Origin of the sequence: Microbacterium sp. 1262 (genome assembly GCF_040544895.1) — a bacterium.
Lineage (GTDB): Bacteria > Actinomycetota > Actinomycetes > Actinomycetales > Microbacteriaceae > Microbacterium > Microbacterium plantarum.
Genome location: NZ_JBEPKU010000001.1, coordinates 279,772 through 300,250, shown reverse-complemented (window position 1 = coordinate 300,250; position 20,479 = coordinate 279,772). Strand labels below are relative to the sequence as shown.

18 protein-coding genes are annotated in these 20,479 nt (G+C 70.0%); 7 read left to right on the top strand and 11 right to left on the bottom strand.

Translation table 11 applies throughout. The features are described from left to right. Window positions 1-16 precede the first annotated feature (16 nt). Window positions 17-1,012, bottom strand: a complete 996-nt coding sequence (locus tag ABIC53_RS01365) for a stage II sporulation protein M (protein ID WP_274178866.1) — start codon at window positions 1,010-1,012, stop codon at window positions 17-19. 16 nt (window positions 1,013-1,028) lie between these two features. Here ABIC53_RS01365 and ABIC53_RS01360 point away from each other — a divergent pair, with 16 nt between their 5' ends. After that, complete coding sequence (locus tag ABIC53_RS01360) at window positions 1,029-1,889, top strand: RDD family protein (protein ID WP_354450050.1); 861 nt, start codon at window positions 1,029-1,031, stop codon at window positions 1,887-1,889. Here ABIC53_RS01360 and ABIC53_RS01355 read toward each other — a convergent pair. Then, window positions 1,861-2,067, bottom strand: a complete 207-nt coding sequence (locus ABIC53_RS01355) for a DUF3499 family protein (RefSeq protein WP_036305938.1) — start codon at window positions 2,065-2,067, stop codon at window positions 1,861-1,863. The two genes, ABIC53_RS01360 and ABIC53_RS01355, sit on opposite strands and share 29 nt — an antisense overlap. 80 nt (window positions 2,068-2,147) lie before the next feature. Here ABIC53_RS01355 and ABIC53_RS01350 point away from each other — a divergent pair, with 80 nt between their 5' ends. Next, window positions 2,148-2,588, top strand: coding sequence for a metallopeptidase family protein (locus ABIC53_RS01350; protein ID WP_354450048.1), 441 nt, complete (start codon window positions 2,148-2,150; stop codon window positions 2,586-2,588). A gap of 7 nt (window positions 2,589-2,595) precedes the next feature. Here ABIC53_RS01350 and ABIC53_RS01345 read toward each other — a convergent pair whose 3' ends face one another. The 4 genes from ABIC53_RS01345 to manA all read right to left on the bottom strand — a co-directional run bounded on the left by ABIC53_RS01345 (window position 2,596) and on the right by manA (window position 8,551). Continuing rightward, complete coding sequence (locus ABIC53_RS01345) at window positions 2,596-3,987, bottom strand: DUF5719 family protein (RefSeq protein ID WP_354450046.1); 1,392 nt, start codon at window positions 3,985-3,987, stop codon at window positions 2,596-2,598. Then, window positions 3,984-6,824: a glycosyltransferase family 2 protein gene (locus ABIC53_RS01340; protein ID WP_354450044.1), complete on the bottom strand. Its 2,841-nt coding sequence runs from the start codon at window positions 6,822-6,824 to the stop codon at window positions 3,984-3,986. The genes ABIC53_RS01345 and ABIC53_RS01340 overlap by 4 nt, the downstream gene beginning before the upstream one ends. Window positions 6,825-6,913: 89 nt before the next feature. After that, entirely contained in the window at window positions 6,914-7,234 is a 321-nt protein-coding gene (locus ABIC53_RS01335) for a WhiB family transcriptional regulator (RefSeq protein ID WP_023955405.1), read from the bottom strand. 147 nt (window positions 7,235-7,381) lie between these two features. Further along, complete coding sequence (manA, locus tag ABIC53_RS01330) at window positions 7,382-8,551, bottom strand: mannose-6-phosphate isomerase, class I (protein WP_354450041.1); 1,170 nt, start codon at window positions 8,549-8,551, stop codon at window positions 7,382-7,384. 71 nt (window positions 8,552-8,622) lie between these two features. Here manA and ABIC53_RS01325 point away from each other — a divergent pair, with 71 nt between their 5' ends. From ABIC53_RS01325 to ABIC53_RS01310, 4 genes are read left to right on the top strand one after another with little or no spacing between them, the layout of a single operon-like run. Continuing rightward, window positions 8,623-10,047 (top strand): O-antigen ligase family protein, encoded by a 1,425-nt coding sequence (locus ABIC53_RS01325; RefSeq protein ID WP_354450039.1) that lies wholly within the window; start codon window positions 8,623-8,625, stop codon window positions 10,045-10,047. 35 nt (window positions 10,048-10,082) lie between these two features. Continuing rightward, window positions 10,083-11,531, top strand: coding sequence for an O-antigen ligase family protein (locus ABIC53_RS01320; protein WP_282501356.1), 1,449 nt, complete (start codon window positions 10,083-10,085; stop codon window positions 11,529-11,531). Beyond that, window positions 11,528-12,874 carry an O-antigen ligase family protein gene (locus ABIC53_RS01315; RefSeq protein WP_354450037.1) on the top strand — a complete coding sequence of 449 codons (1,347 nt, stop codon included), beginning with the start codon at window positions 11,528-11,530 and terminating at the stop codon, window positions 12,872-12,874. Before ABIC53_RS01320 ends, ABIC53_RS01315 begins: the two co-directional genes overlap by 4 nt. Before the next feature lie 10 nt (window positions 12,875-12,884). Continuing rightward, window positions 12,885-13,853, top strand: coding sequence for a glycosyltransferase (locus tag ABIC53_RS01310; RefSeq protein ID WP_354450035.1), 969 nt, complete (start codon window positions 12,885-12,887; stop codon window positions 13,851-13,853). Between the two features lie 4 nt (window positions 13,854-13,857). Here the strand turns inward: ABIC53_RS01310 and galE are convergent, their stop codons facing one another. Beyond that, window positions 13,858-14,853 (bottom strand): UDP-glucose 4-epimerase GalE, encoded by a 996-nt coding sequence (gene galE / locus ABIC53_RS01305; protein WP_282501360.1) that lies wholly within the window; start codon window positions 14,851-14,853, stop codon window positions 13,858-13,860. 93 nt (window positions 14,854-14,946) lie between these two features. Here galE and ABIC53_RS01300 point away from each other — a divergent pair, with 93 nt between their 5' ends. Further along, entirely contained in the window at window positions 14,947-16,863 is a 1,917-nt protein-coding gene (locus ABIC53_RS01300; RefSeq protein WP_282501361.1) for a glycosyltransferase, read from the top strand. Here the strand turns inward: ABIC53_RS01300 and ABIC53_RS01295 are convergent. From ABIC53_RS01295 to ABIC53_RS01280, 4 genes are read right to left on the bottom strand one after another with little or no spacing between them, the layout of a single operon-like run. After that, window positions 16,860-17,600 carry an ABC transporter ATP-binding protein gene (locus ABIC53_RS01295; RefSeq protein ID WP_282501362.1) on the bottom strand — a complete coding sequence of 247 codons (741 nt, stop codon included), beginning with the start codon at window positions 17,598-17,600 and terminating at the stop codon, window positions 16,860-16,862. The two genes, ABIC53_RS01300 and ABIC53_RS01295, sit on opposite strands and share 4 nt — an antisense overlap. Beyond that, window positions 17,600-18,391 carry an ABC transporter permease gene (locus tag ABIC53_RS01290; protein WP_114588534.1) on the bottom strand — a complete coding sequence of 264 codons (792 nt, stop codon included), beginning with the start codon at window positions 18,389-18,391 and terminating at the stop codon, window positions 17,600-17,602. The genes ABIC53_RS01295 and ABIC53_RS01290 overlap by 1 nt, the downstream gene beginning before the upstream one ends. A gap of 10 nt (window positions 18,392-18,401) precedes the next feature. Further along, window positions 18,402-18,926 (bottom strand): SGNH hydrolase domain-containing protein, encoded by a 525-nt coding sequence (locus ABIC53_RS01285; RefSeq protein ID WP_282501363.1) that lies wholly within the window; start codon window positions 18,924-18,926, stop codon window positions 18,402-18,404. Beyond that, on the bottom strand, window positions 18,874-20,469 hold the full coding sequence (locus ABIC53_RS01280) for an acyltransferase family protein (protein ID WP_282501364.1): 1,596 nt from the start codon (window positions 20,467-20,469) through the stop codon (window positions 18,874-18,876). The genes ABIC53_RS01285 and ABIC53_RS01280 overlap by 53 nt, the downstream gene beginning before the upstream one ends. Window positions 20,470-20,479 lie beyond the last annotated feature (10 nt).

The window sequence follows — 20,479 nt, the reverse complement described above, 5'->3', positions numbered from 1 at the left end:
GCGGTGAACGCGCTCGTCAGCCCGCGACGAGACGCGGGGTGCCGGCCTCGTATTCGGTGAGGTCACCGGTCTCGCCCCGCCGCGCCGCGATGCGGCCCAGGCCCAGCATGTATGCGAGGAACACGGCGAGGGCCAGTGCACCGATGCCGATCTTGATCGGCCACGGCCAGGGCTGACGCGTCACGAAGCCCTCGACCAGCCCGGAGAGCGCGAGCGCGAGGATCAGTCCGATCGCGACCGTCGCGAGGGATCTGCCGGCGGCTGCGAGCGCCTCGCCGCGGCTGCGCCGCCCGGGCGCGACCCACGCCCAGAAGATGTGCAGACCCGTCGCCCCGGCCACGAAGATGCAGGTGAGCTCGAGCAGGCCGTGCGGTGCGATGTGCAGCAGGAAGACGTCGCCGCGGTCGAACGAGATGAGGATCGCCGCTGCCTGACCGATGCTGACGGCGTTCTGCATGAGCACCATGACCGGCCACAGGCCGGTGATCCCGAACAGCACGCATTGGGCGGCGATCCACGCATTGTTCGTCCACACGGTTCCCGCGAACACCGCGGCGGGATTCTCGCTGTAATAGGCGGTGAAGTCGTTCTCGGCATACTGCTCGAGCTGCGCCTGCGAGCCGAGGGCGGCGACCGCGGCCGGATCGCCCGAGACCCAGAAGGCGACGAGGGCACTGATCACGACGAAGCCGACGGCGACCGCCAGCGTGGTCCAGCGCACGCGGTACAGCGCGGCCGGAAGCTGCTGCAGGAAGAAGCGGGGCAGCTGCCGGAGCACGTTCTCGGGGGCTCCGGTCAGCCGCAGACGTGCGCGCGACAGGATCATCGAGAGCCGATCGCCCTCGACGCTGCGACCCGCCGAGGTCTTGATGTCGGCGAGATCGGCCGACGCCGCGCGATAGCGGGTGACCAGCTCGTCGACCTCGTCGCTCGACAAGCGGCGGGCGCGGCCGAGCGCGTCGAGCCGATCCCATTCGGCGCGACGCGCGGCGACGAGGGCGTCGAGGTCCATTTGCTTAACTGTACCCATGACCACGCCCGCTCCCCCGGTGCAGATCGCCCAGGACGAGATCCTCACCGGCGAGGCGGTCGCACTCGACGTTCAGCCCCTCGGCTTCTTCCTCCGCGCGCTCGGAGCTCTCATCGACGTCCTCTGCGGCGTCGCGCTGCTGCTGCTGTCCTACTTCGTCGGAGGCTTCGTCGTCGGGGGCCTCGGCCTCGAGAACCTGTCCGGAATCCTCGTCGTCTCGGCGCTCGTCCTCGTGCTCGTCGTCATCCCGACGGCGATCGAGACGCTCACGCGCGGCCGCAGCCTCGGGAAGCTGGCGGTCGGCGGTCGCATCGTCCGCACCGACGGTGGCGCCACCGGATTCCGCCAGGCCTTCATCCGCGCCCTCGTCGGTGTGCTGGAGATCTGGTTCACCTTCGGCGCCCTCGCGGGGATCGTCGCGACGTTCACCCCGCGATCGACCCGCCTCGGCGACATGGTCGCGGGAACGTACTGCGAACGCACGCGCGCGCCCCGCCTCCCGACCCCCGCCGGGCCCGTCCCCGGTCAGCTGCAGGAATGGGCGGAGGTGGCCGATGTGGGAAGACTGCCCGACCGCATCGCCCGACGGGCGACTCAGTTCGCACGCTCGGCCGAGGGCATGGAACCGGGGGCGCGCTCGCGCTCGGCGGCGATGATCGCCGCCGAGATCGCACCTTTCGTCTCACCCCTGCCGCACTCGGACCCGGAGACGCTCGTGCGAGCGGTCGTGGCGGTGCGACGCGACCGCGAGTACGCCGCGATCATGCGAACCGACGAGCGCGCAGCGGCGCTCGTCGGCGCGGCCCAGGAGACGCCGCGCGGATTCCCGGTCAGACCCGCAGGGTCTCGTGCCGGATGACGACCCAGCCCTTCGGCACCGACAGGCGCTCGGTGTGGATGGCGCAGAGGTCGTGCGCGTGCGGGTCCGTTCCGCCGCCGAGCGGACCCAGGGCGGCCATCTGGTCGCCGTAGTCGAAGGTGAGGGTCGTCACGGCCTCGCGGGCGCAGCCCACCTTCGAACACAGTCTCTCGCGCATCGCATCCACGGTAACGCCGTGTACCCCGTACGTCCGGATGCCGCGCCGAGCCTCCGCCCCTCGCGGCATAGGATGGCCTCATGATCCGGCGTCGTTCCCGACCCGTCCCGCCGCGGCGGAACCGGCCGTCGCGGCACGGCCGTCATGGCCGCGATGACCGGAGCCCCGTCGTGCGGCCGCCACTCCCTCCCCTCGAGACGCGCTCCGAGCGATTCGATCTGTCGGTGGGCACCGCTGCTGAGTTCCTGCGCAGCGCCTGGCCCGAGCTGCGGGAGGTCCGCTTCGAGGTCGCCGGGATGCCCGCGGCGAGCGACGGAGACGGCATCCCTCGCTGGCAGGTCTTCGCCGCCGAGAAACGGATCGTGCTGTACCGCCTGCCGATAGAGCGCTTGAACCGACTGCACCGGAACGACGACCTGCACCGCCGGATGATGGTCGAGAGCTGCGTCTTCCGCGCTGCGGCCGAGTACCTCGATCGCGACCCGTGGGATCTCGGGCCCGATCGCTTCCGCTTCCTCTGACCGACGCCTAGGGATAGACGGTGAGTTCGGCCGCCGCTGCGGCGGAACCGGCCACCGGGTAGGTTCCGAGCTGTCCGTCGCCCGAGAAGCCGATGGAACCGCGGATGCCGCCGGCCCCGGGATCGATCCGGTAGATCGTTCCGGCTTCGACCTCGATCGTCCGCGACTGCCCGGCGGCGAGTTCGAGCGTCCGGGGCGTTCCGCCGCTCACCGGCGTCACCGTGGCGATGGTCTCGCGGTCGGCCGTCAGCGTGAGCGTCGGCCCGGGGGCCGGCGCGACGGCGACGAGAGTGGGGGCCTCGACGAGCGGCGCTGCCACCGCCCAGGCGAAGTCGGCAGGGGCCGCCAGGTCGGTCGATGTCCATGCCGCCGCCACGAGAGGCGCATCCGCGGTCGCGGTCACCGTGTAGTCGCCGACGGGCATCCCCGTCACCTCGAGCTCGACCGGTCGGCCAGCCGTGAGGGCGATGTCATCCTGCTGGGATACCACACCGCCGTCCGCGACGGAACGCACCGTGACGCTCGCGCCTGCGTCGGCCGCTGTGGCCATCAGGCGCACCGAGAGCCCTCCGGCCGAAGCGCCGGAGTCGGGTGCGACCGTCACGTTCACGGCCGGGATCACCTGCTGGGGAGCGGGGAGCGCGCTCGCACCGATCTGGTCCACTCCGCCCGCGATGAGCGTGCGGGTCAGTGTCGACTGCAGCGAGGCCCGGACGGGGGCGCCTTGGGCCGTGACCTGCACGACCGGGCTCTGCTCGCCGCGACGGAGAGCCGCGAGGGGGATGGCCCGCTGCGAGCGAGCCCCGACGACGATGCCTTGGCCCGCGACGGGTTCCTGCATACCGTCGGCGCCGAACACGCGGAGGTCGACGGTCGCGGCGACATCGCCCGGGTTCGTCAGGAGGACCAGGTCGCTGGCGCCCGTCGCCGCCGATCCGCCGACCAGCCACGACTCCATCGCGGGACGCGTGCAGGCCGAGACGGCGAGTCCGCGCAGGTCGGCCTCGTCGAGCGATGCGGCCGACGCCGCGCCGAGATCCGTCGGCCGACCTCCCGTCGGCTCTGCCGAGAAGGCCGCCGGCGGTGCACCGTCGTCCGCACGGTCAGGGGCGGCGAGGGTGTACTCGGTGGGTTCGGCCCCGTCGGCAGCCGCGACGACGGTCGACGACGCGGCACTGGTGATCGCGCTCGCAGCCGTCGCGTCACGGCCGAGCGCGAGCAGGGGTCCGTCGCACGCCGCGACCGAGCGCGCCGCCTCGGGCACAACGTCGAGCGACATCGGCTCGCGCGTGAGGGTCGGCCACGGCGCGGCAGCGGCAGCGATCACGCCGCCGCCGATGACGACAGCGGTCACGGCTCCCGCCACGAGACGGGTCACGAGTGCAGTTCGCGTGGTCATCGGTCCCTCCTGCGGAGCGCGCGTATCCCCACGAGACGCGGAGCGGCCCGAGATGCCGATCGGCTGCCCCGCGTGGGCAGGGCCAGCAGCAGGGCGATGGCGAACACCGCGGCGATGCCGCTCCACGCTGCGGCGGCGAATGCGCGCGCGGATGCCGGCGCGTCCGCCCGGGGAGCCACCTCACCGGACAGGCGCCACAGCTCGCCCTTGTCCGTCGAGCCGACGGCGTCTAAGCCGTCGCGGCTGCCCAGCGCCGTCGCCGCCGCGAGGCGTGTGCTGCGGGCCGCCGCGGATTCGTCGTCGCCGTTCGACGCGAGCAGGATGAACGCGACACCGTGGTCGCGCAGTTCGCCGACGACGTCGTTCGCGGTATCGGCGACGAGGTCGGCGGCGACCTGCGCCGCTTCCCGATCGGCATCGGTCAGCTCCGTGCGCGCGGTGACGAGTGAGGACTGGCCGCCGAGGGTCGCGCTGCCGCCCCAGACGACATCGACCGCGACACCGTCGTCGGTGGGAGTCAGCACGATGGTTCCGAGTCCCGGCGTGTTCGCCCCCTCGGCCGCCACGAACGCGGGAAGGGTGCTCGTCTCGCCGCGACCGACGGCCGCGGCATCCCGCGCGTGAGCGGTCAGCGTCGGGACGGCTGCGACGGCCAGACCGGCGACGGCGATCGCGGCGGCGACCGTCCGGACCGCTCGAACCGGCACCACGCTGTCGAGCGTCAACAGCGCCGCGCCGACGACTCCGATCCACGCGAGGCTGAGGGCGGCGCCCGGCCAGAGCGGGATCGCGGTCGTCCCGTCGATGGCGACGGCCAGGCCTGCCGCGGCGAAGGCGGTCGCGACTCCGAGACCCGCGACGGCCAGGAGCACGATTCCGACGAAGCGACGCGTCGACGCGGCAGCGGCGAGCGCGAGCGCGAGCAGAGGCGCGGTGAACAGCAGCAACCACCACACCGGGCCGGAGGCTCCCGTGAAGGCCGCCCACCCCGCATCTGCAGGGAACCCGGCGGCGAACAGGAATCTCCCGACGACATCATCGGCGAATCGCGGGCCGCTCCACGGCACCCCCGGGTCGGCCAGCAGCGACCACGGGTCTCCGGCGCGGAGCCGGGCGAGAACGAGCGGTGCCGACAGCGCGAGCGACGGGACGATGATCCACAGCCACCGGAACGCCGCGCGCCGGCCCCGGAGCACCATCGACAGCACGACGGCGAAGACCCAGATGATCACGACGGGAGCGGACAGAACCGGGGAGCAGGCCAAGACGACGGCGAGGAGGATCGAAGCCGTACCGGCATTGCCCCACGAACGGTGAGCGCCGGCAGCGGTGAACGCCAGCCACGGCAGCACGAGGTGGACGATGACGGATGCCGGGCGCCCGTCGCCCAGTGCCACGAGGAGCATCGGCGCCAGTGCCCAGATCGCGGCACCGACGATGCGCAGCGCCGCACGCTCGGTGACGCGCGTGGCAGCGAACCATCCGCCGAGCACCGCGAGCGGGAGGGCGAGGAGCCACAGCACCACGAGCGCGCGCGACGGGTCCGTCGGCGAGAACGATGCGAGCACAGCGAGAACGGCGCTGAACGGGTCAGCGGGGCCGACCGCTTCCCACCCGAGCGGTCGTTGCGCACCCGTCGCCTCGGACCAGGCGCGGGCCGCGTTGGCGGCGAGCGGAGCGAGGGCTCCGCCGCCGATGGAGGGCCAGCTCAATGCCGCGGGCATCGCCGCGATCGAGACGACGAGGGCTGCGAGGACTGCCCACGCACCACCGCCGGAGAAGAAGCCGAGCTCGGTCCGACGCGGACCGTCGCCGGCGGGCTGATCCTCGATGAGACGCTGCCGCATGACCCGTGAGCTGACTCGCAGCGACGCCAGTTGCGACCAGGATGCGCGCCGGTGACGAGCGATCCGACGTCGGGCGCGGGCGACGGCACGCAACCGGACCAGCACGGTCACGGCGGCCGACCATTCCGGGCCGATCCGCGCGGGACGTTTGCCGACGAGGTCGACGACGCTGCGCCAGAGCGCCAGTGGCAGGAGCGTGAGCCAGTGCAGTACGACGACGGGCGGCGGGGCGTAAACCAATCGCCGATGCAGCTGCGCGACGCGGGCGGCATGCGTGACGCGGGCGCGGGCGCCCGTGGTCCGCGGTGCTGGGGGGCCGGCCACGCCGTCGTGCGCGACGGCAATGCGCGCCCCGGGCGCGAGGACCACGCGGCCGCCGGCCAGACGCACACGCACGCCGAGATCGAGCCCCTCGTCGGCACCGGCGAGGGCATCGTCGAGCCCGTCGAGCTCCCGCCACGCCGCGGTGTGGACGAGGATGCCGCGCACATCACCGCCGAGGACGTCGTCCGTCCCGTCGTGCTGGCCCTGGTCGTGCTCACCGTCAGCGAGACCGACCGCAGCGCCGAACCTCGTCATCGAGCGTCCCAGCGAGACGATGCGCGTGTTGTCATCCCACTCGACGAGCTTCGGAACGGCGATCGCGACGGACGGCGCCGTCTCGAGCGCGGCGGCCAGCCGCTGCAGCGCCTGCGGCTCGGGCGCGACGTCCTGCGCCAGCAGCCACACCGCGTCACGGTCGAGACGTCGTGACGCCAGCCGGAGCGCGGCAGCGAAGCCCGTTCGGGACGGCGCGGCGATCACCACCTCGGCACCCGACTCCTCCGCGAGAGCGCGCAGACGGTCGTCGCCGCCGCACAGCACGATCGTCAATGCGTCGACGGCGCGCGTCTGATCGCGCAGCGCGGCGAGCGTGCGCGTGAGATGGAAGGCCGCCGGTGCGCGTCCATCGGGACGCACGACCAGGAGCGCATGAACACGGGCGGGCATGACGGAGCAAGCCTAGGTGGCGATTCTGAGCGAGCTCGACAGCGGCGAGGCGGTTCGCCGATATCAGCGACCCCGGCCGCCGGAGCTCGTCAGACCGCGCGACGCTTCAGCTTGCGGCGCTCGCGCTCGCTGAGGCCGCCCCAGATGCCGAAGCGCTCGTCGTTCTGCAGGGCGTACTCGAGGCATTCCCCGCGGACGTCGCACGACGTGCAGATGCGCTTGGCGTCGCGGGTGGAGCCGCCCTTCTCGGGGAAGAACGCCTCGGGGTCGGTCTGCGCGCAGAGCGCGTCGGTCTGCCAGGCGAGCGCATTGTCGTCACCGTCGGTGTCGACGCGGCGAACACCGGGCACGCCCAGGTTGACCGGATCGACGAACCAGTTGTCGGGAACGCCCGAACGGTATGCCGTCATATCGTGTCCCCTCCTCGCCGGCCGGCACGCGAGCCGCGTGTCTCGCATTAATTACACCCGTGTGATTCCTCTGGGTCAAGTCGCGGATCGTAAACCCTCAAGCCCATGTTTAAGCTTCGCGACGCTCCATCGGCGTGTCGCGACTCGCTAGGCGCCGGGCTGCGCGACGAATGCCTCCCCCGCGCCGCCGATCGCGACGGACGCCGCCGCGACGACGGCCGCCGTGCCGGGCACGAGCTCCACGCGCTGACCGTCCGCTTCGACGACGACGTCGCCGCGGGTCGCGAGGACGATCGCCGTGCCGGCGAGCGCGATCTCGGTGACCGCCTCGAAGGTCGTCTCGACGCGCGCGAGACGGAAGTCCGGCACGCCGACGTCATAGCCGAACACCCCGGGAGCGACCTCGATGGGCTCGACGATCGGCGCGGGACCGCTGTCGGTGCTGACGATCTGCAGCAGCTCCGTCACGTCGACGTGCTTGGGCGTGAGGCCACCGCGGAGCACGTTGTCGCTGGCGGCCATCAGTTCGACTCCGAGGCCCTGCTGATAAGCGTGGAGCACACCCGCCGGCGCGAAGAGCGCCTCGCCTCGTCGCAGCTCGACGAGATTCATGAGGGTCGCCACGATGAGCCCCGGGTCGCCGGGGAATGCACCCGCGATCTCGCTGAGCACGGCCGTCTCGGCGGCGAAGTCCGTATCCGAGCGGGCCGCCCCCGCAGATCTGTCGAGCGCAGCGGCGAGGCCGGTCACGACATCCGATGCCTCGCCCGAGAGCGCCCATCCGATGACGCGGCGGAGCGCCGCAGACTCGTCCTCGGCGTCGGTCGGCGTGAGCGCAGCGGCCAACGCGACGACGCCCGCACGTTCGCCCAGAGCGGCGAGCAGACGCTGGGTGTCGGCGATCGGCCGCAATCCGACCAGCGCGCGGAATGAATCCGAGAGGGCGACGATGATCTCGGGCTTGTGATTCTCGTCGCGGTAGAGGCGGTCCCCGGCATCCCGCGGGATGCCCGCCGCCTCTTCGCGCGCGAATCCCACGGCTGCCTGCTCTCGGGAAGGGTGCGCTTGGATCGACAGCGATGTCGCCGCCGCGAGGATCTTCAGCAGGTAGGGAAGCGGCTCGAGCCCAGCCTCGGACAGGGCGAGGTCGAGCGCGCGTCCCGTGCCGTCGTCGACGCGCGACGGGCTGCCCGGATGATCACCGAACCAGATCTCCGCTTCGGGCTCCCCCGACGGCTCGCGACCCTGCAGCTCGGCGATGAGCGTCTGGGAGCCCCATGCGTAGTCTCTGGCGATGTTCGAGATCGGAATCAGCACGAGCCCAGCCTAGAGCGCGGGCACCGTCGGATCGGGTGCCGGACGCGCCGCCGCGATAGCCTGTCTGCACCATGGCCGTCTACTCACGCCACCCCGTCTCGGCGCCTCCCGCGGCGCCCGCGCGAGAGACCACCGGGCATCTCCTCCTGCGGGCGTGGTGCGTCTTCGTCATCGCCGCGTCGATGGCCGGCACGAGCTGGCTGATGGCGTTCGGCCCGGCGGTCGCAGGCGTCGTCGTCGTCGCGACCGGACTCGTGTCGACGGTCCTCTGGGTCTCTCTGCGGCCGCGGGTGCAGTGGCGCCGCCTGCCGTGGTTCGCGCTGGCCTACGTCGCGTGGGCCGTGATGTCGATGCTGTGGTCCGCGTGGCTGGGTGCCACCGAGCTCACGCTGCTGCTGCTCGTATCGACGACCGTGCAGGCGATGTTCGTCGGCGCGGTGCTGACCTGGCGCGAGATCCTGCGCGCGGTCGCGGCGGCGCTGAAGTGGATGCTGGCCCTGTCGATCCTGTTCGAACTGTGGGTCGCCCTCATCTGGCGGGGTGACATCCTCCCGGGCTTCGTCCGACCGGATGCCGACTACGCCGGCCACCCCATCACCCTCTGGTCACGCGACAACCTCTTCAACGGCGGCCGCCTGCAGGGGATCTTCGGCAACGCCAACCCCCTCGCCTACATCGCCCTCCTGGCGATCATCGTCTTCATCGTGCGAATCGCATCGGGCGCGCCGCGCAGGTTCCTGCTCGGGCTCTGGACGGCGCTCGCTGTCTTCCTCTTCTGGCGGGCGGCCTCGGCCACCGCGCTCCTGTGCGCCATCGCTGTGGCGGTCGTGCTCGTGACGATCCTGCTGATGCGCACCGCGCGCCGCCCCGGCGAGCGCACGCGTTTCTACGTCATGTACCTCGTCGTCGCCGGCCTCGGCGGCGCCGTCGTGTGGCTCGCGCGCGACACGGTGTTCGATCTGCTCGGCCGCTCGTCCGATCTGACGGGACGTCAGCGGATCTGGGACGCCGTCGGCGAGCGCATCGCCGAGCGGCCGCTGATCGGGTGGGGCTACTCGACCCCCTGGGTTCCGTCGGACCCGGCGTTCGACGGCTGGATCGTCGACCACGGCGTCAGCGTCATGCAGGCGCACAACATGTGGCTCGACGTCGCGCTCCAGCTCGGCTTCATCGGCGTCGCTCTCATCGCGCTCGCCCTGCTGGCGTTCGTCTGGCGGTCCTGGTTCTTCGCCGTCGATCGGCCCCGGTGGGACCTCGTGGCCGATCGCCCGTATACGGCTCTGACGCTCGTTCCCTCCCTCGTCGCGACCATCCTGCTCGTCCAGGGGCTCGCCGAGTCGGCACCGCTGCTGAACTGGGGATGGTTCCTCATCATCCTGTTCGCGTTCAAGATCAAGCAGGCCCCGCTCATCGGGCGCGGTCCGGCCGAGCAACGTCTCGACGCGGAGCAGGGCGACCGCCTTCCCGAGCAGCCGGAGGCGCTCCGGGGTACGTGATGGCTCTCAGCCCCTGCGGCTAATCTGAGAGCATCATGGCCAGTCATACGCGCGGGGAATCCGGAACGGATGCGGCGACGACCTCATCGCCGCGGCGCCTCCCGCTCCGGCTCGTGCGAGCCTGGTGCACCCTGATCATCGCCTCCTCGATGGCGGGCACGGCCTGGCTCATGGCGATCGGGGTAGGCGGCTCGGCCGTCGTGGTCGCCGTCACGACCACCGTGTCAGCGGCGATCTGGCTGATTCAGCGACCCCGCCGCCGCTGGCGCCGCCTGCCGTGGTTCGCCCTGGCCTACGTCGGGTGGGCGGTGGTCTCGCTGCTGTGGACGGAATGGCCGCGCGCGACCGCCATGACGCTGGCGCTGCTGCTCGCGACCACCGCGCAGGCCATCTTCGTCGCGTCCGTCCTCACGGGACGTCAGATCATCGAGGCGATCGCCGCGGCGGTGAAGTGGATGCTGGCGCTCTCCCTGGCCTTCGAGCTGTGGGTCTCGCTCATCTGGCGCGGGCCGATCCTCCCGGGCTTCGTCCGCCCGGGGCCCGATTTCACGGGCGACCCGATCATGTTCTGGTCTCGCGACAAGCTCTTCACGGATGACCGCATCCAGGGGATCTTCGGCAACGCGAACTCGCTCGCCTACATCGCGCTGCTCGGACTCGTCGTCTTCGGGTTGCAGATCAACACCCGGGCCGGCCGCCGGGGCCCGCTGGTGGTGTGGACACTGCTGGCGGCCTTCTGCTTCTGGCGCGGCTCGTCGGCCACCGCCGCGATGTGCGCGATCGCCATCGCGATCGTCATCGTGGTCGTCCTGCTCATGCGACGCGCGCGCACAGCGCGCACCCGCCGCATCCTCTACATCGTCTTCACCGTCACGGGCGTCGCCCTGATCACGACCCTGTGGCTCGTCCGCGAAGCCCTGTTCGAGATGCTCGGGCGCTCCTCCGACCTCAGCGGTCGGAAGGAGATCTGGGCGACGGTGGGCGAGCGATTCGCCGAGAGCCCGATCATCGGCTGGGGCTACTCGGTGCCGTGGGTGCCCACGGATCCCTTCTTCGACGGCTGGATCGTCGACCGCGGCGTCACGGTGATGCAAGCGCACAGCACCTGGTTCGACGTCGCCATGCAGCTCGGGGTGGTGGGCGTGGTGCTGTTCGCCGTCGCCCTCGGCGCCTTCACCTGGCGCGCATGGTTCCTGGCGCTCGGCCGCATCCCCCGCCCCGGCGCCCAGCGGGAACCGCGGTCGCGCCTCCTGCTGATCCCCGCGCTCGTGGCGACGATCCTTCTCGTCCAGAGCATCACCGAGTCGTCGCCTCTGCTGAACTGGGGTTGGTTCCTGCTCGTGATGCTCGCCTTCGCCATCAAGCAGGCCCCCGCCTCCGTTCGCGGCACACCCGTCCGGCGTCGCTCGACACTCGCTGCCGCGTGGCCCCTCGAGGGCGGTGCCCCGATCGAGCGCGGCGCGCCCGTCGAAGGCGTGGCGTGACGACTCCACCCGGACTGTCCGCCTCCTGGGTCGTCCGCACCCTCGACTCCGCGGCGTTCGCGCAGGCATTCGCACACACGGCGATCGCCGCGGTGTTCGCTCAGCACCTCGTCGACCGCACCGCGGGCCGGGTCACCTGGTTCACCGTGATCGCGGGGTTGTGCGCGGTCGGCGCGGCCGTGCTGCTGGTCCGCCGTCGCGAGTTCACCCTCGTGCGCCTCATCCCATCGACCCTCGTGCTGTTCCTCGGCTGGGCCCTCGCGAGCGTCACGTGGACGACAGACACCTCCGGGACCGTCAGTGGCTGGCTCGCGCTCGCGGCGATCGCGTTCCTCGCCGTCGTCATCGCGAACACGCGCGACACCCTGCAGACGGTCCGCGCGCTGGCCGACGTCTTCCGGGTGCTGCTGGTGCTGTCGCTCCTGCTCGAGCTGCTCTCGGGTGTGTTCTTCGACATGCCGTTCACCTTCCTCGGCATCGAAGGGGACATCGCCGCTCTCGGGCCGGTTCAGGGCATCTTCGGCACCCGCAACTCCCTCGGCTTCATCGCGGTCCTGGCACTGATCACGTTCTACATCGAGTGGCGCACGGTGTCGGTGCGAACCGGTGTCTCGCTGTTCTCGGCCGTGCTGGCCGCGCTCCTCGCCGCCCTCTCCGACTCCCCCACCGTCCTCGTCCTCGCCGTCGCCACGGCCGTCGCGACGGCGGCACTCGGCCTCGTGCGTCGCACCCGACACGCACTCCGACGCACCGTACAGTCCGTGCTCGGTGCCACCGTGATCGTCAGCGCGATGGTCGGCTATCTGCTGCGCGAGCGCATCATCGCGTGGATCGGAGCCGGGACGGACTTCTCGATCCGGGCCGAGCTGTGGGACCAGGTCGCCTCGTTCGTTCGCGTCGAGCCGGTGCGCGGATGGGGCTGGTTCGGGCCGTGGTCGCGCACCGACTTCCCTTTCAACGCGATCAACTTCGCGCTCGGGGACCGCCACAACTCGGCGCTGAACGCGTACGTCGACGTCGTGCTCCAGCTCGGGTGGGTCGGTCTCCTCATCTTCATCACCTTCGCCGGACTGGCACTGGGACGCGCGTGGCTCGTCGCGAGCGAACGCCGGTCGATCCTCTACGCCTGGACTCCCCTCATCCTCGTGACGGTCCTCGTCGACGCCCTGTTCGAGAGCTTCCCGCTGCACGGGTACGGCTGGCTGATGCTCGTCCTCTGCGCGCTGCGAGCCGGGCAGTCGAAGTCGTGGCGCGAGAACATCCGGGACGCCGCGCGGCCGGGATCGCCCGCCGCCGGGCTGCCCGACGACACCTCGACGGGAACGCACGGCATCGCACGGTAGGATCGGGCCGGTGAGCGCGCAGGTTTTCGACCCGACATCGGCGACCATCGCCGTCGTCACTTTCAACCGCTCCGCGCTTCTGTCGCGGCTGCTCGAGAGCGTCGTCCGGATGGACCCGAAGCCCGGTCGCGTGGTGATCATCGACAACGCCTCGACCGACGACACGACCGCGGTCGTCGAGTCGTTCCGCGATCGACTGGGCACCGAGCTCGTGTACCGGCGCCTCGAGACGAACACCGGCGGATCCGGCGGATTCAGCGAAGGCGTGCGCGTGGCCTATGAGCTCGGGTCCGAGTGGATCTGGCTCATGGACGACGACGTCGAGGTGCTGCCCGACGGGCTCGCCAAGATGGGACGCTGGGCGCCGCGGTTCCGCAGCATCCAGGGTCGCCGGTACGACTACGACGGCAGCGAGTTCTACTGGCAGTACCGGATCGCGGAACGCATGGGCATCCCCATCCCCTTCGCGCCCGCCGGTTTCGGCGAGCCCGGGTACAAGGAGATGAACTCCGGCTGCTTCGAGGGCATGTTCATCCACCGCGACATCGTCGCCCGCATCGGACTGCCCGACCCGCGCTTCTTCATCTACTGGGACGACCAGCTCTACGGCTGGCTCGCCTCGCGCATCACGACGTCGGTCATCGTCGACGAATTCGTCCTGCGCCGCACGCGCGAGATCCGCCAGTGGGACATGGGCATCCGCCACATGAACGCCTCGAGCGACGCCTACCGGTACTACATCATGCGCAACCGGGCGCATATCAAGCAGTACTACCGCACGAAAGGCGTCTACAACCCGGTGCTGTTCGGCCTCGGCACGACGCTGACTTTCGGCAAGGAGCTCATCCGGCTCTTCCTCGTCGAGCGCACCGTGCGAGGCACCTCGAATCTCTTCCGCGGCCTCCGCGACGGGCGGCGCATCGCCCGTGACCGCACGTGGCAGCCGATGCAGCCGCTGGTTGATCAGCCGGCCGCGTAGTCCCCTAGTCCTCCTGCGCGCGGGTCCATGCCCACGCGTCGGCGATCGCCTCGTCGACGGTGCGCTCCGCTCGCCATTCGAGCAGCCGGCGTGCGCGATCCACGACAGCGTATGCGCCGGCGGAATCACCAGGCCTTCGCTCACCCATGCGGACGTCTACCTCGACGCCGGTGACCCGTACGAAGGCGTCGACGAGTTCGCGCACGGTGGTGCCGGTACCGGTGCCGACGTTGAGCGTGACGATGGGTGATTCGTCGTCCACGATTGCGTCGAACCGGCGGACGGCCTGAACATGTGCACGCGCGAGGTCCCAGACATGGACGAAGTCGCGTAGCCCGGAACCGTCCCGCGTCGGCCAGTCGCTGCCGGTGATCGTGAAGGCGGATCCCTCCTCGGCGGCCGCCATGATGCGACCGAGCACGTGCGAAGGGTGCCGCGAGGTGGGGCCGGTGCGCAGCTGCGGGTCGACGCCTACCGGGTTGAAGTAGCGCAGATTGATCGCGCGTATCTGGCCGGCCACAGCGGCATCCGCCAGGATCTGCTCCGTCATGGCCTTCGTTCGGGCGTAGGGGCTCGCGGGATGCAGCGGGGCGTCCTCTGTCACCCCGCCCTCGACCTCCGCGTACACGGACGCGGAGGAGCTGAAGATGAAACGGCTCATACCGCGGTCGCTCAGCCGCCGCAGCAGCGCGACGCTCGCCGCCACGTTCGAGGCGTAATAGGCCAATGGATCGGCGACCGACTCGGGGACGACGACACGGGCGGCGCAGTGTATGACCGCATACAGGTCCCCGTGCTCATCGAGCACACGGTCGATGACGCCGTCATCCGCGATGTCGCCGCGGTAGAAGTGACGATTCAGGACGTGGCGTTCGAGGCCCGTCGACAGATCGTCGACCACGATCGGGATAAGTCCGCCGTCGAGGCAGGCGCTCGCGACGGTGGCGCCGATGTAACCGGCCCCACCCGTGATCAACACCTTCGGAGCATCGAGCCGCATCGGACGATCCTATCGGAGCCGCCGGAAGATGCCTCCGAGCCGGGCACGGTAAGCTCACGAGGTCGTGTCCCCCCTTCGTCGTTCGGAGTTGTCTTGCCTCACGTTCTGCAGAATGTCGTGCTTCCGCTCGAACGGGACCCCGATCTGATTCCGCTCTACGTCGACCCCGAGACCTGGACAGAGATCGACGAGGAGGCCGTGCGCGTCTCGTCACGCGCGCAGCTCGCGAACATCATCGACCGGCACAGCGCACGCATCGTCCCCGGCCGGCGCGTGTCGTTCGGCACCTACTTCAATGCCTTCCCCGCCTCGTACTGGCAGCACTGGACGTCCGTGCGCAACATCACGCTCACGGTGCGCACCTCCGGTCCGGCGACCATCCTGGTCTACCGTTCGAACGGCGGCGGAGTGCGCCAGCGCCTCGAGACGCGCGAGGTGGTCGGCACGGTGGAGTCGCACTTCGACCTCGTCCTCAACCAGTACAGCGACGGCGGCTGGATCTGGTTCGACATAGTCGCAGACGAAGAGGCCGCCCGCTTCGAGGGCGCGGAGTGGACCACCACGGACGAGCCGGTACGAACCGGCAAGGCTTCCCTCGGCATCACGACGTACAACAAGCCGGACTACTGCGTTCAGACGCTCGGGGCGCTCGCCGCCGCCCCGGATGTGCTCGAACTCATCGACCGCATCTTCCTCATCGACCAGGGGACGCAGCTCGTCGCCGATGAGACGGGCTATGCCGAGGCCGCCGACTCGCTCGGCGACACCCTGCATGTCATCCGGCAACCCAATCTGGGGGGCTCGGGCGGATTCGCCCGAGCGATGGTCGAGACCCTCGCGCGCCCCGAGAGCGACTTCGTGCAGCTGCTGGACGACGATGTCCGGCTCGAGCCGGAATCGCTGCGTCGATCGATCGTCTTCGGACGGTTCTCGACAACACCGACCATCGTCGGTGCTCATATGTTCGACCTCCTCGACCGTCCCAAGCTGCACGCGTGGGCCGAGGTGGTCGACGATAAGGCGTTCATGTGGCGCAACCTCTTCCAGGAGAAGATGCCACACGACTTCTCGATCACGAACCTGCGGCAGTCGCCGATTCTCCACATGCGCCTCGACGCCGATTACAACGGCTGGTGGATGTGCCTCATCCCGACGGAGATTCTGCGCGAGATCGGCCTGTCGCTGCCCGCATTCATCAAGTGGGATGACGCGGAGTACTGCGTGCGGGCTCGCGACGCCGGCTACCCGACGGTGTCGCTACCGGGCGTCGCGCTCTGGCACGTCTCCTGGGCCGGCAAGGACGACTCCATCGACTGGCAGGCCTACTTCCACGCCCGCAACCGGATCGTCGCCGCGCTGCTGCACTCCCGTTCGGAGCGCGGGGGCACGCTCATCCGTCACAGCCGCCGTGTCGACCTCAAGCACCTGATGATGATGCAGTACTACCCGGTAGCACTGCGCAACCGTGCGCTGCGTGACGTCTTGCGCGGTCCCGGCCACATGGCCGAGAACATCGCCACCGCCATGCCTGCGGCTCGCGCTCTCTCAGCACGGTTCCCGGAGACCGTCATCCACCGCGACTCGGGGATTCCGCTGCGCTCGCGGCGCGGGCGTCAGGTGTTCCGACGTTACCGTCGGAACGTGTTCGACAGCCCGACCGGCTTCTCGCTGCGCTGGTTCACCCTCAGCACCGTCGTCGCACACTGGTTCCACGAACCCGCTGCAGAGAACGTCGCCCAGCCTGAGGCCGAGTTCGGCAAGGGAGATGCGAACTGGTGGCGCATCCCCCGCTACGACAGCGCCCTCGTGAGCGCGGCCGACGGCTCGGGCAAGAACATCTACACGCGCGACCGGAGGAAGTTCCGGGCGCTCTTCGTCGACAGCATCCGTTTGCACGCCAGCCTTCGGCGCAACTGGCCGCGCCTGGCCGCGGAGTACCGACGCGCGCTGCCCGAGATCACCTCGACCGAGAGCTGGGCGCGGATCTTTGGCACCGATCCGCGCGGTTAGCCGGCGTTGTGATCCTCGTTGTATCGGTCGAGCACATCGCCGATCGGCCCATCGAAGACCAGTGCACCCTTGTCCAGGTATAGACCGCGGGTGCAGAATCGGCGCAGATCCTTCTCGTTGTGGCTGACGAAGAAGAGCGTGCGCCCCTCGGCCAGCAGCTCGTCGATGCGCTTGTAGCACTTCGCGCGGAAAGCGCGGTCGCCGACGGCGAGCACTTCGTCGACCAGCAGGATCGGTTCGTCCAGCTGCGACACGACCGAGAAGGCCAGTCGGACCTTCATGCCGTTCGAGAGGTGCTTGTACGGAGTGTCGACAAAGTCGCCGATCTCCGCGAAGTCGATGATGTCGTCGAACCGGCGGTTCACCTCGGCCTTCGACATCCCGTGCAGGCCTGCCGTCAGCCGGACGTTCTCACGAACGGTCAGATCACCGACGAAGCCACCGGTGATCTCGATAAGCGGAGCCACGCCGCCGTTGACGTCGACCGAGCCCTCGTCGGCCAGCAGCACGCCGGCGACCAGCTTGAGCAGCGTCGACTTGCCTTGCCCGTTACGACCGACGACGCCGATCGATTCCCCGGGGGTTACCGAGAACGTCACGCCCCGCAGCGCCCAGAACTCGCCGGGGCGGCTACGACGCGACGAGCCACCGAAGAGGTCCTTGAGGTTGCGCCGTCCCCGGCGGTTGCGCCGGAAACGCACGCCGAGGTCGCGCACGTCGATGGCGAGCGGCTTCATCACAGCTCCTTCAGGACCGGGCGTTCGAGCCGGCGGAAGACGAACACCCCGAGGACGAGCACGAGGATGCTGGAGACGGCGCCGACGACGACCGAGAGTGTGTCCCACTGGTCGGGGAAGAAACCGACGCGGTAGAGCGTGAGGATGCCGGCCAACGGGTTGAACGCTCCGAGCTCCCTGAAGACGCCGGGCAGGTCGGCGACGCCGTAGATGATGGGGGACGCATAGAAGAGCGCTCGCAGGACGAGGCGGGTCGTTCGCTCGAGGTCGCCCCAGAGGACGCAGAGCGGCGCAACGATCAGACCGAGCCCGACCAGCAGCGCCACCTGGAGCAGCACGGCGACAGGGAACAGCAGGAGTCCCCAGGTGACGGAGGCACCTCCGAAGATCGCGAAGAGCGCGAGCACGGGCAGCGAGAAGAGGAACTCGACGCCTTTGCTGAGCACGATACGGCCCACCCAGATCGACCGAGGGATCGATGTCGAGCGCACGAGCCGCGCATCCTTGTTGAACGCGCGAGTGAAGTCGGTGACGGCGGCGTTGAACCATACCCAGGGCAGCAGCGCCGTGATGAGGAAGACGATGTACGGCGTCTCGCCGACGTCGCGCTGGAAGACCTGTGTGAAGACGAACCAGTAGATACCGCTCATGACGAGTGGATCGAGCACCGACCAGAGGTATCCGAGCGCGCTCGTCGAATACCGCACCCGCAGGTCGCGCGCCGACAGCAGCCACAACGAGTGGAAATAGCGCCGCGGCGATCCGGGGGCGCCGACGACGGCAGGACTCACAGATTCGATCCTACGGGCGCTGTCCGGCCGTAGCCGCTTCAGCGGCCGCTCCCCAGCTGCTGTGAGAGGACGGGCGCCAAGCTGCGCGCGTAGGAGGGCTGAGATGGTTGTCGTCGCGGAAGACCGCGATGTTGCCGATCGCCGGTTCGCACAGATCATCGGGGCAGATCCAGTCGGTGAGGTCCACGTGGACGAGGTGCTCGTGCGGGAGCTCCAGCGCGGGATTACTAGCCGCGAGAGACTGAGAACGCGGAACGGCGCAGTCGCTCGGTTCGTCCGCCGTCAGAAGACACGAGAACATATCGTGCTCGAAGCGGGGGTTGTCGCGCACAGCGACGAGCGGGATGCCGGCCGCGTCGATCCGTTCGATGAACTCCACGATGCCCGGCCGCAGCTGTTCGTCCTCCTCGCCGGGGTCCGCTCGAGTCACGATGGTCATGACCGCGTCGGGGCGGATCGACTCGACGTGCCGGATCGCCGCCTCACGCCACCGCCCGCACATCTCGGGATCGAACCCGGGCTCGGCCAGCCCCATGGCGCACCCGCCGCGAAATCAGGGTGATGACGCCCCAGCCATGCTCCTCGGCAACCGGCAGCAGAGCGCCGGTCATCTGCTGAGCATGGGAGTCACCGATCACGACGATCACATCGGACGACCGCGCCGCGTCCGCCGTCTGGAAGCAGGTGCCGGTGAGGAGCGGGTCCTCCGCCGCGAACGGCCCCGCGCACTCCCGTTCGAGCTGCACCCACTCGGCGTCGAGTTGGGTGGGCAGCGGAATCAGCGGGGCGTCGGTGGTGCGGAGCACGACGTCTTGCGTGAGCAGGGCTCGGGCTCCAGGGTTGGCGGCCACGGCCGCTTCGGTAGCGACGCGCACCTGGTGCGTCGTGATCGCCTGCCACGCCGTCAGCGGCGCGATGACCGCCGCCGAGGCGACCGCGAGGACTGTCAAAGGTGCCCGCAGCCCCGGTGCGCCCCGCCGCCACGCGCGCATGGGCTCATCGACGGTGGCCGTCAGCACCCGCGCGCAGGCGAGCGAGAGAACGAGGAGGAAGGCTCCGCCGAACAGACCGATCTCCGTACGGTCGCGGAGCACCATCCACGTCACGAGGATCGGCCAATGCACCAGGTAGAGCGCATAGGCGTCGCGACCGACGAAGCGGAACGGCCGCGAGGCGAGGACGCGCGCTGGCCCCCAGGCCGTCGGAGTCGCCCCCGAGACGACGACCGCTGCCGCGCAGAGGATCGGCCACAGCGCGAGATAGCCGGGGAACCCCCCTTGCACGTCGAAGATCACACCCGTCGCGATCAACCCGCTCAGGCCACCCCATCCGAGGACAGCGGCGGCCGCCGGCGCTAGCCGCACGTGTGGGAGCGCCACGACGAGCAGCGATCCAGCAGCGAATTCCCACAGGCGGGCCCCGGTGTCGAAATAGGCGGGCTGCTGCGCCGTGGCCGTGCGGACGATCGAATAGGTCAGCGAAACGACGAAGACCGCGCCGAACACGCCGCCGAGGACGAGCGTGGACGAGCGCCGCGTCCGGCGGATCACCACAGCGCAGACGGCGAAGAGCAGAGCCCAGAGCACGAAGGCTTGCCCCTGAACGGAGAGCGACCAGAAGTGCTGGAGCGGACTGACCGCTTCGGACCGTGCGTAGTAGTCGACCGCATCCGCAGCCAACCACCAGTTCTGGACGTACGCGAGAGACGCCCACGTCTGCGCCCAGATGTCGCGCCACATCGTCGCGGGGTACACCGCACGCACCACGAGAAGGACGGCGAGCAGCGTCACCGCCGCCGCGGGCAGGAGCCGGCGGAAAGTCGCCGCGAGACGAGCCGCCGTGCCGCCGGCCCGTCCCGTGTCGACGCGCCGCAAAAAAGATGTTGTCAGGAAGAACGCCGACAGCATGAGGAAGACGTCGATGCCTCCCGAGACGCGGCCGAACCAGATGTGGTAGGTGACGACGAGGAGGATGGCCACCGCCCGCAGCCCGTCGATGTCAGCGCGATACGCTCGCAGCTCCGCGTATCGCCGGCGACTTCCGATCGCGTCCGCTGCTACTGCGGGCGTGCGCACCATGGGTACGCGC

Excerpts from the sequence above, each read along its gene's own strand:
- galE (WP_282501360.1), bottom strand. The coding sequence starts at position 14,853 with ATGCGGCTCGATGCTCCGAAGGTGTTGATCACGGGTGGGGCCGGTTAC.
- ABIC53_RS01345 (WP_354450046.1), bottom strand. The coding sequence starts at position 3,987 with ATGACCACGCGAACTGCACTCGTGACCCGTCTCGTGGCGGGAGCCGTG.
- ABIC53_RS01355 (WP_036305938.1), bottom strand. The coding sequence starts at position 2,067 with ATGCGCGAGAGACTGTGTTCGAAGGTGGGCTGCGCCCGCGAGGCCGTG.
- ABIC53_RS01320 (WP_282501356.1), top strand. The coding sequence starts at position 10,083 with ATGGCCAGTCATACGCGCGGGGAATCCGGAACGGATGCGGCGACGACC.
- ABIC53_RS01365 (WP_274178866.1), bottom strand. The coding sequence starts at position 1,012 with ATGGACCTCGACGCCCTCGTCGCCGCGCGTCGCGCCGAATGGGATCGG.
- ABIC53_RS01295 (WP_282501362.1), bottom strand. The coding sequence starts at position 17,600 with ATGAAGCCGCTCGCCATCGACGTGCGCGACCTCGGCGTGCGTTTCCGG.
- ABIC53_RS01350 (WP_354450048.1), top strand. The coding sequence starts at position 2,148 with ATGATCCGGCGTCGTTCCCGACCCGTCCCGCCGCGGCGGAACCGGCCG.
- ABIC53_RS01340 (WP_354450044.1), bottom strand. The coding sequence starts at position 6,824 with ATGCCCGCCCGTGTTCATGCGCTCCTGGTCGTGCGTCCCGATGGACGC.
- ABIC53_RS01280 (WP_282501364.1), bottom strand. The coding sequence starts at position 20,469 with ATGGTGCGCACGCCCGCAGTAGCAGCGGACGCGATCGGAAGTCGCCGG.
- ABIC53_RS01335 (WP_023955405.1), bottom strand. The coding sequence starts at position 7,234 with ATGACGGCATACCGTTCGGGCGTTCCCGACAACTGGTTCGTCGATCCG.
- ABIC53_RS01325 (WP_354450039.1), top strand. The coding sequence starts at position 8,623 with ATGGCCGTCTACTCACGCCACCCCGTCTCGGCGCCTCCCGCGGCGCCC.
- ABIC53_RS01360 (WP_354450050.1), top strand. The coding sequence starts at position 1,029 with ATGACCACGCCCGCTCCCCCGGTGCAGATCGCCCAGGACGAGATCCTC.
- ABIC53_RS01285 (WP_282501363.1), bottom strand. The coding sequence starts at position 18,926 with ATGGGGCTGGCCGAGCCCGGGTTCGATCCCGAGATGTGCGGGCGGTGG.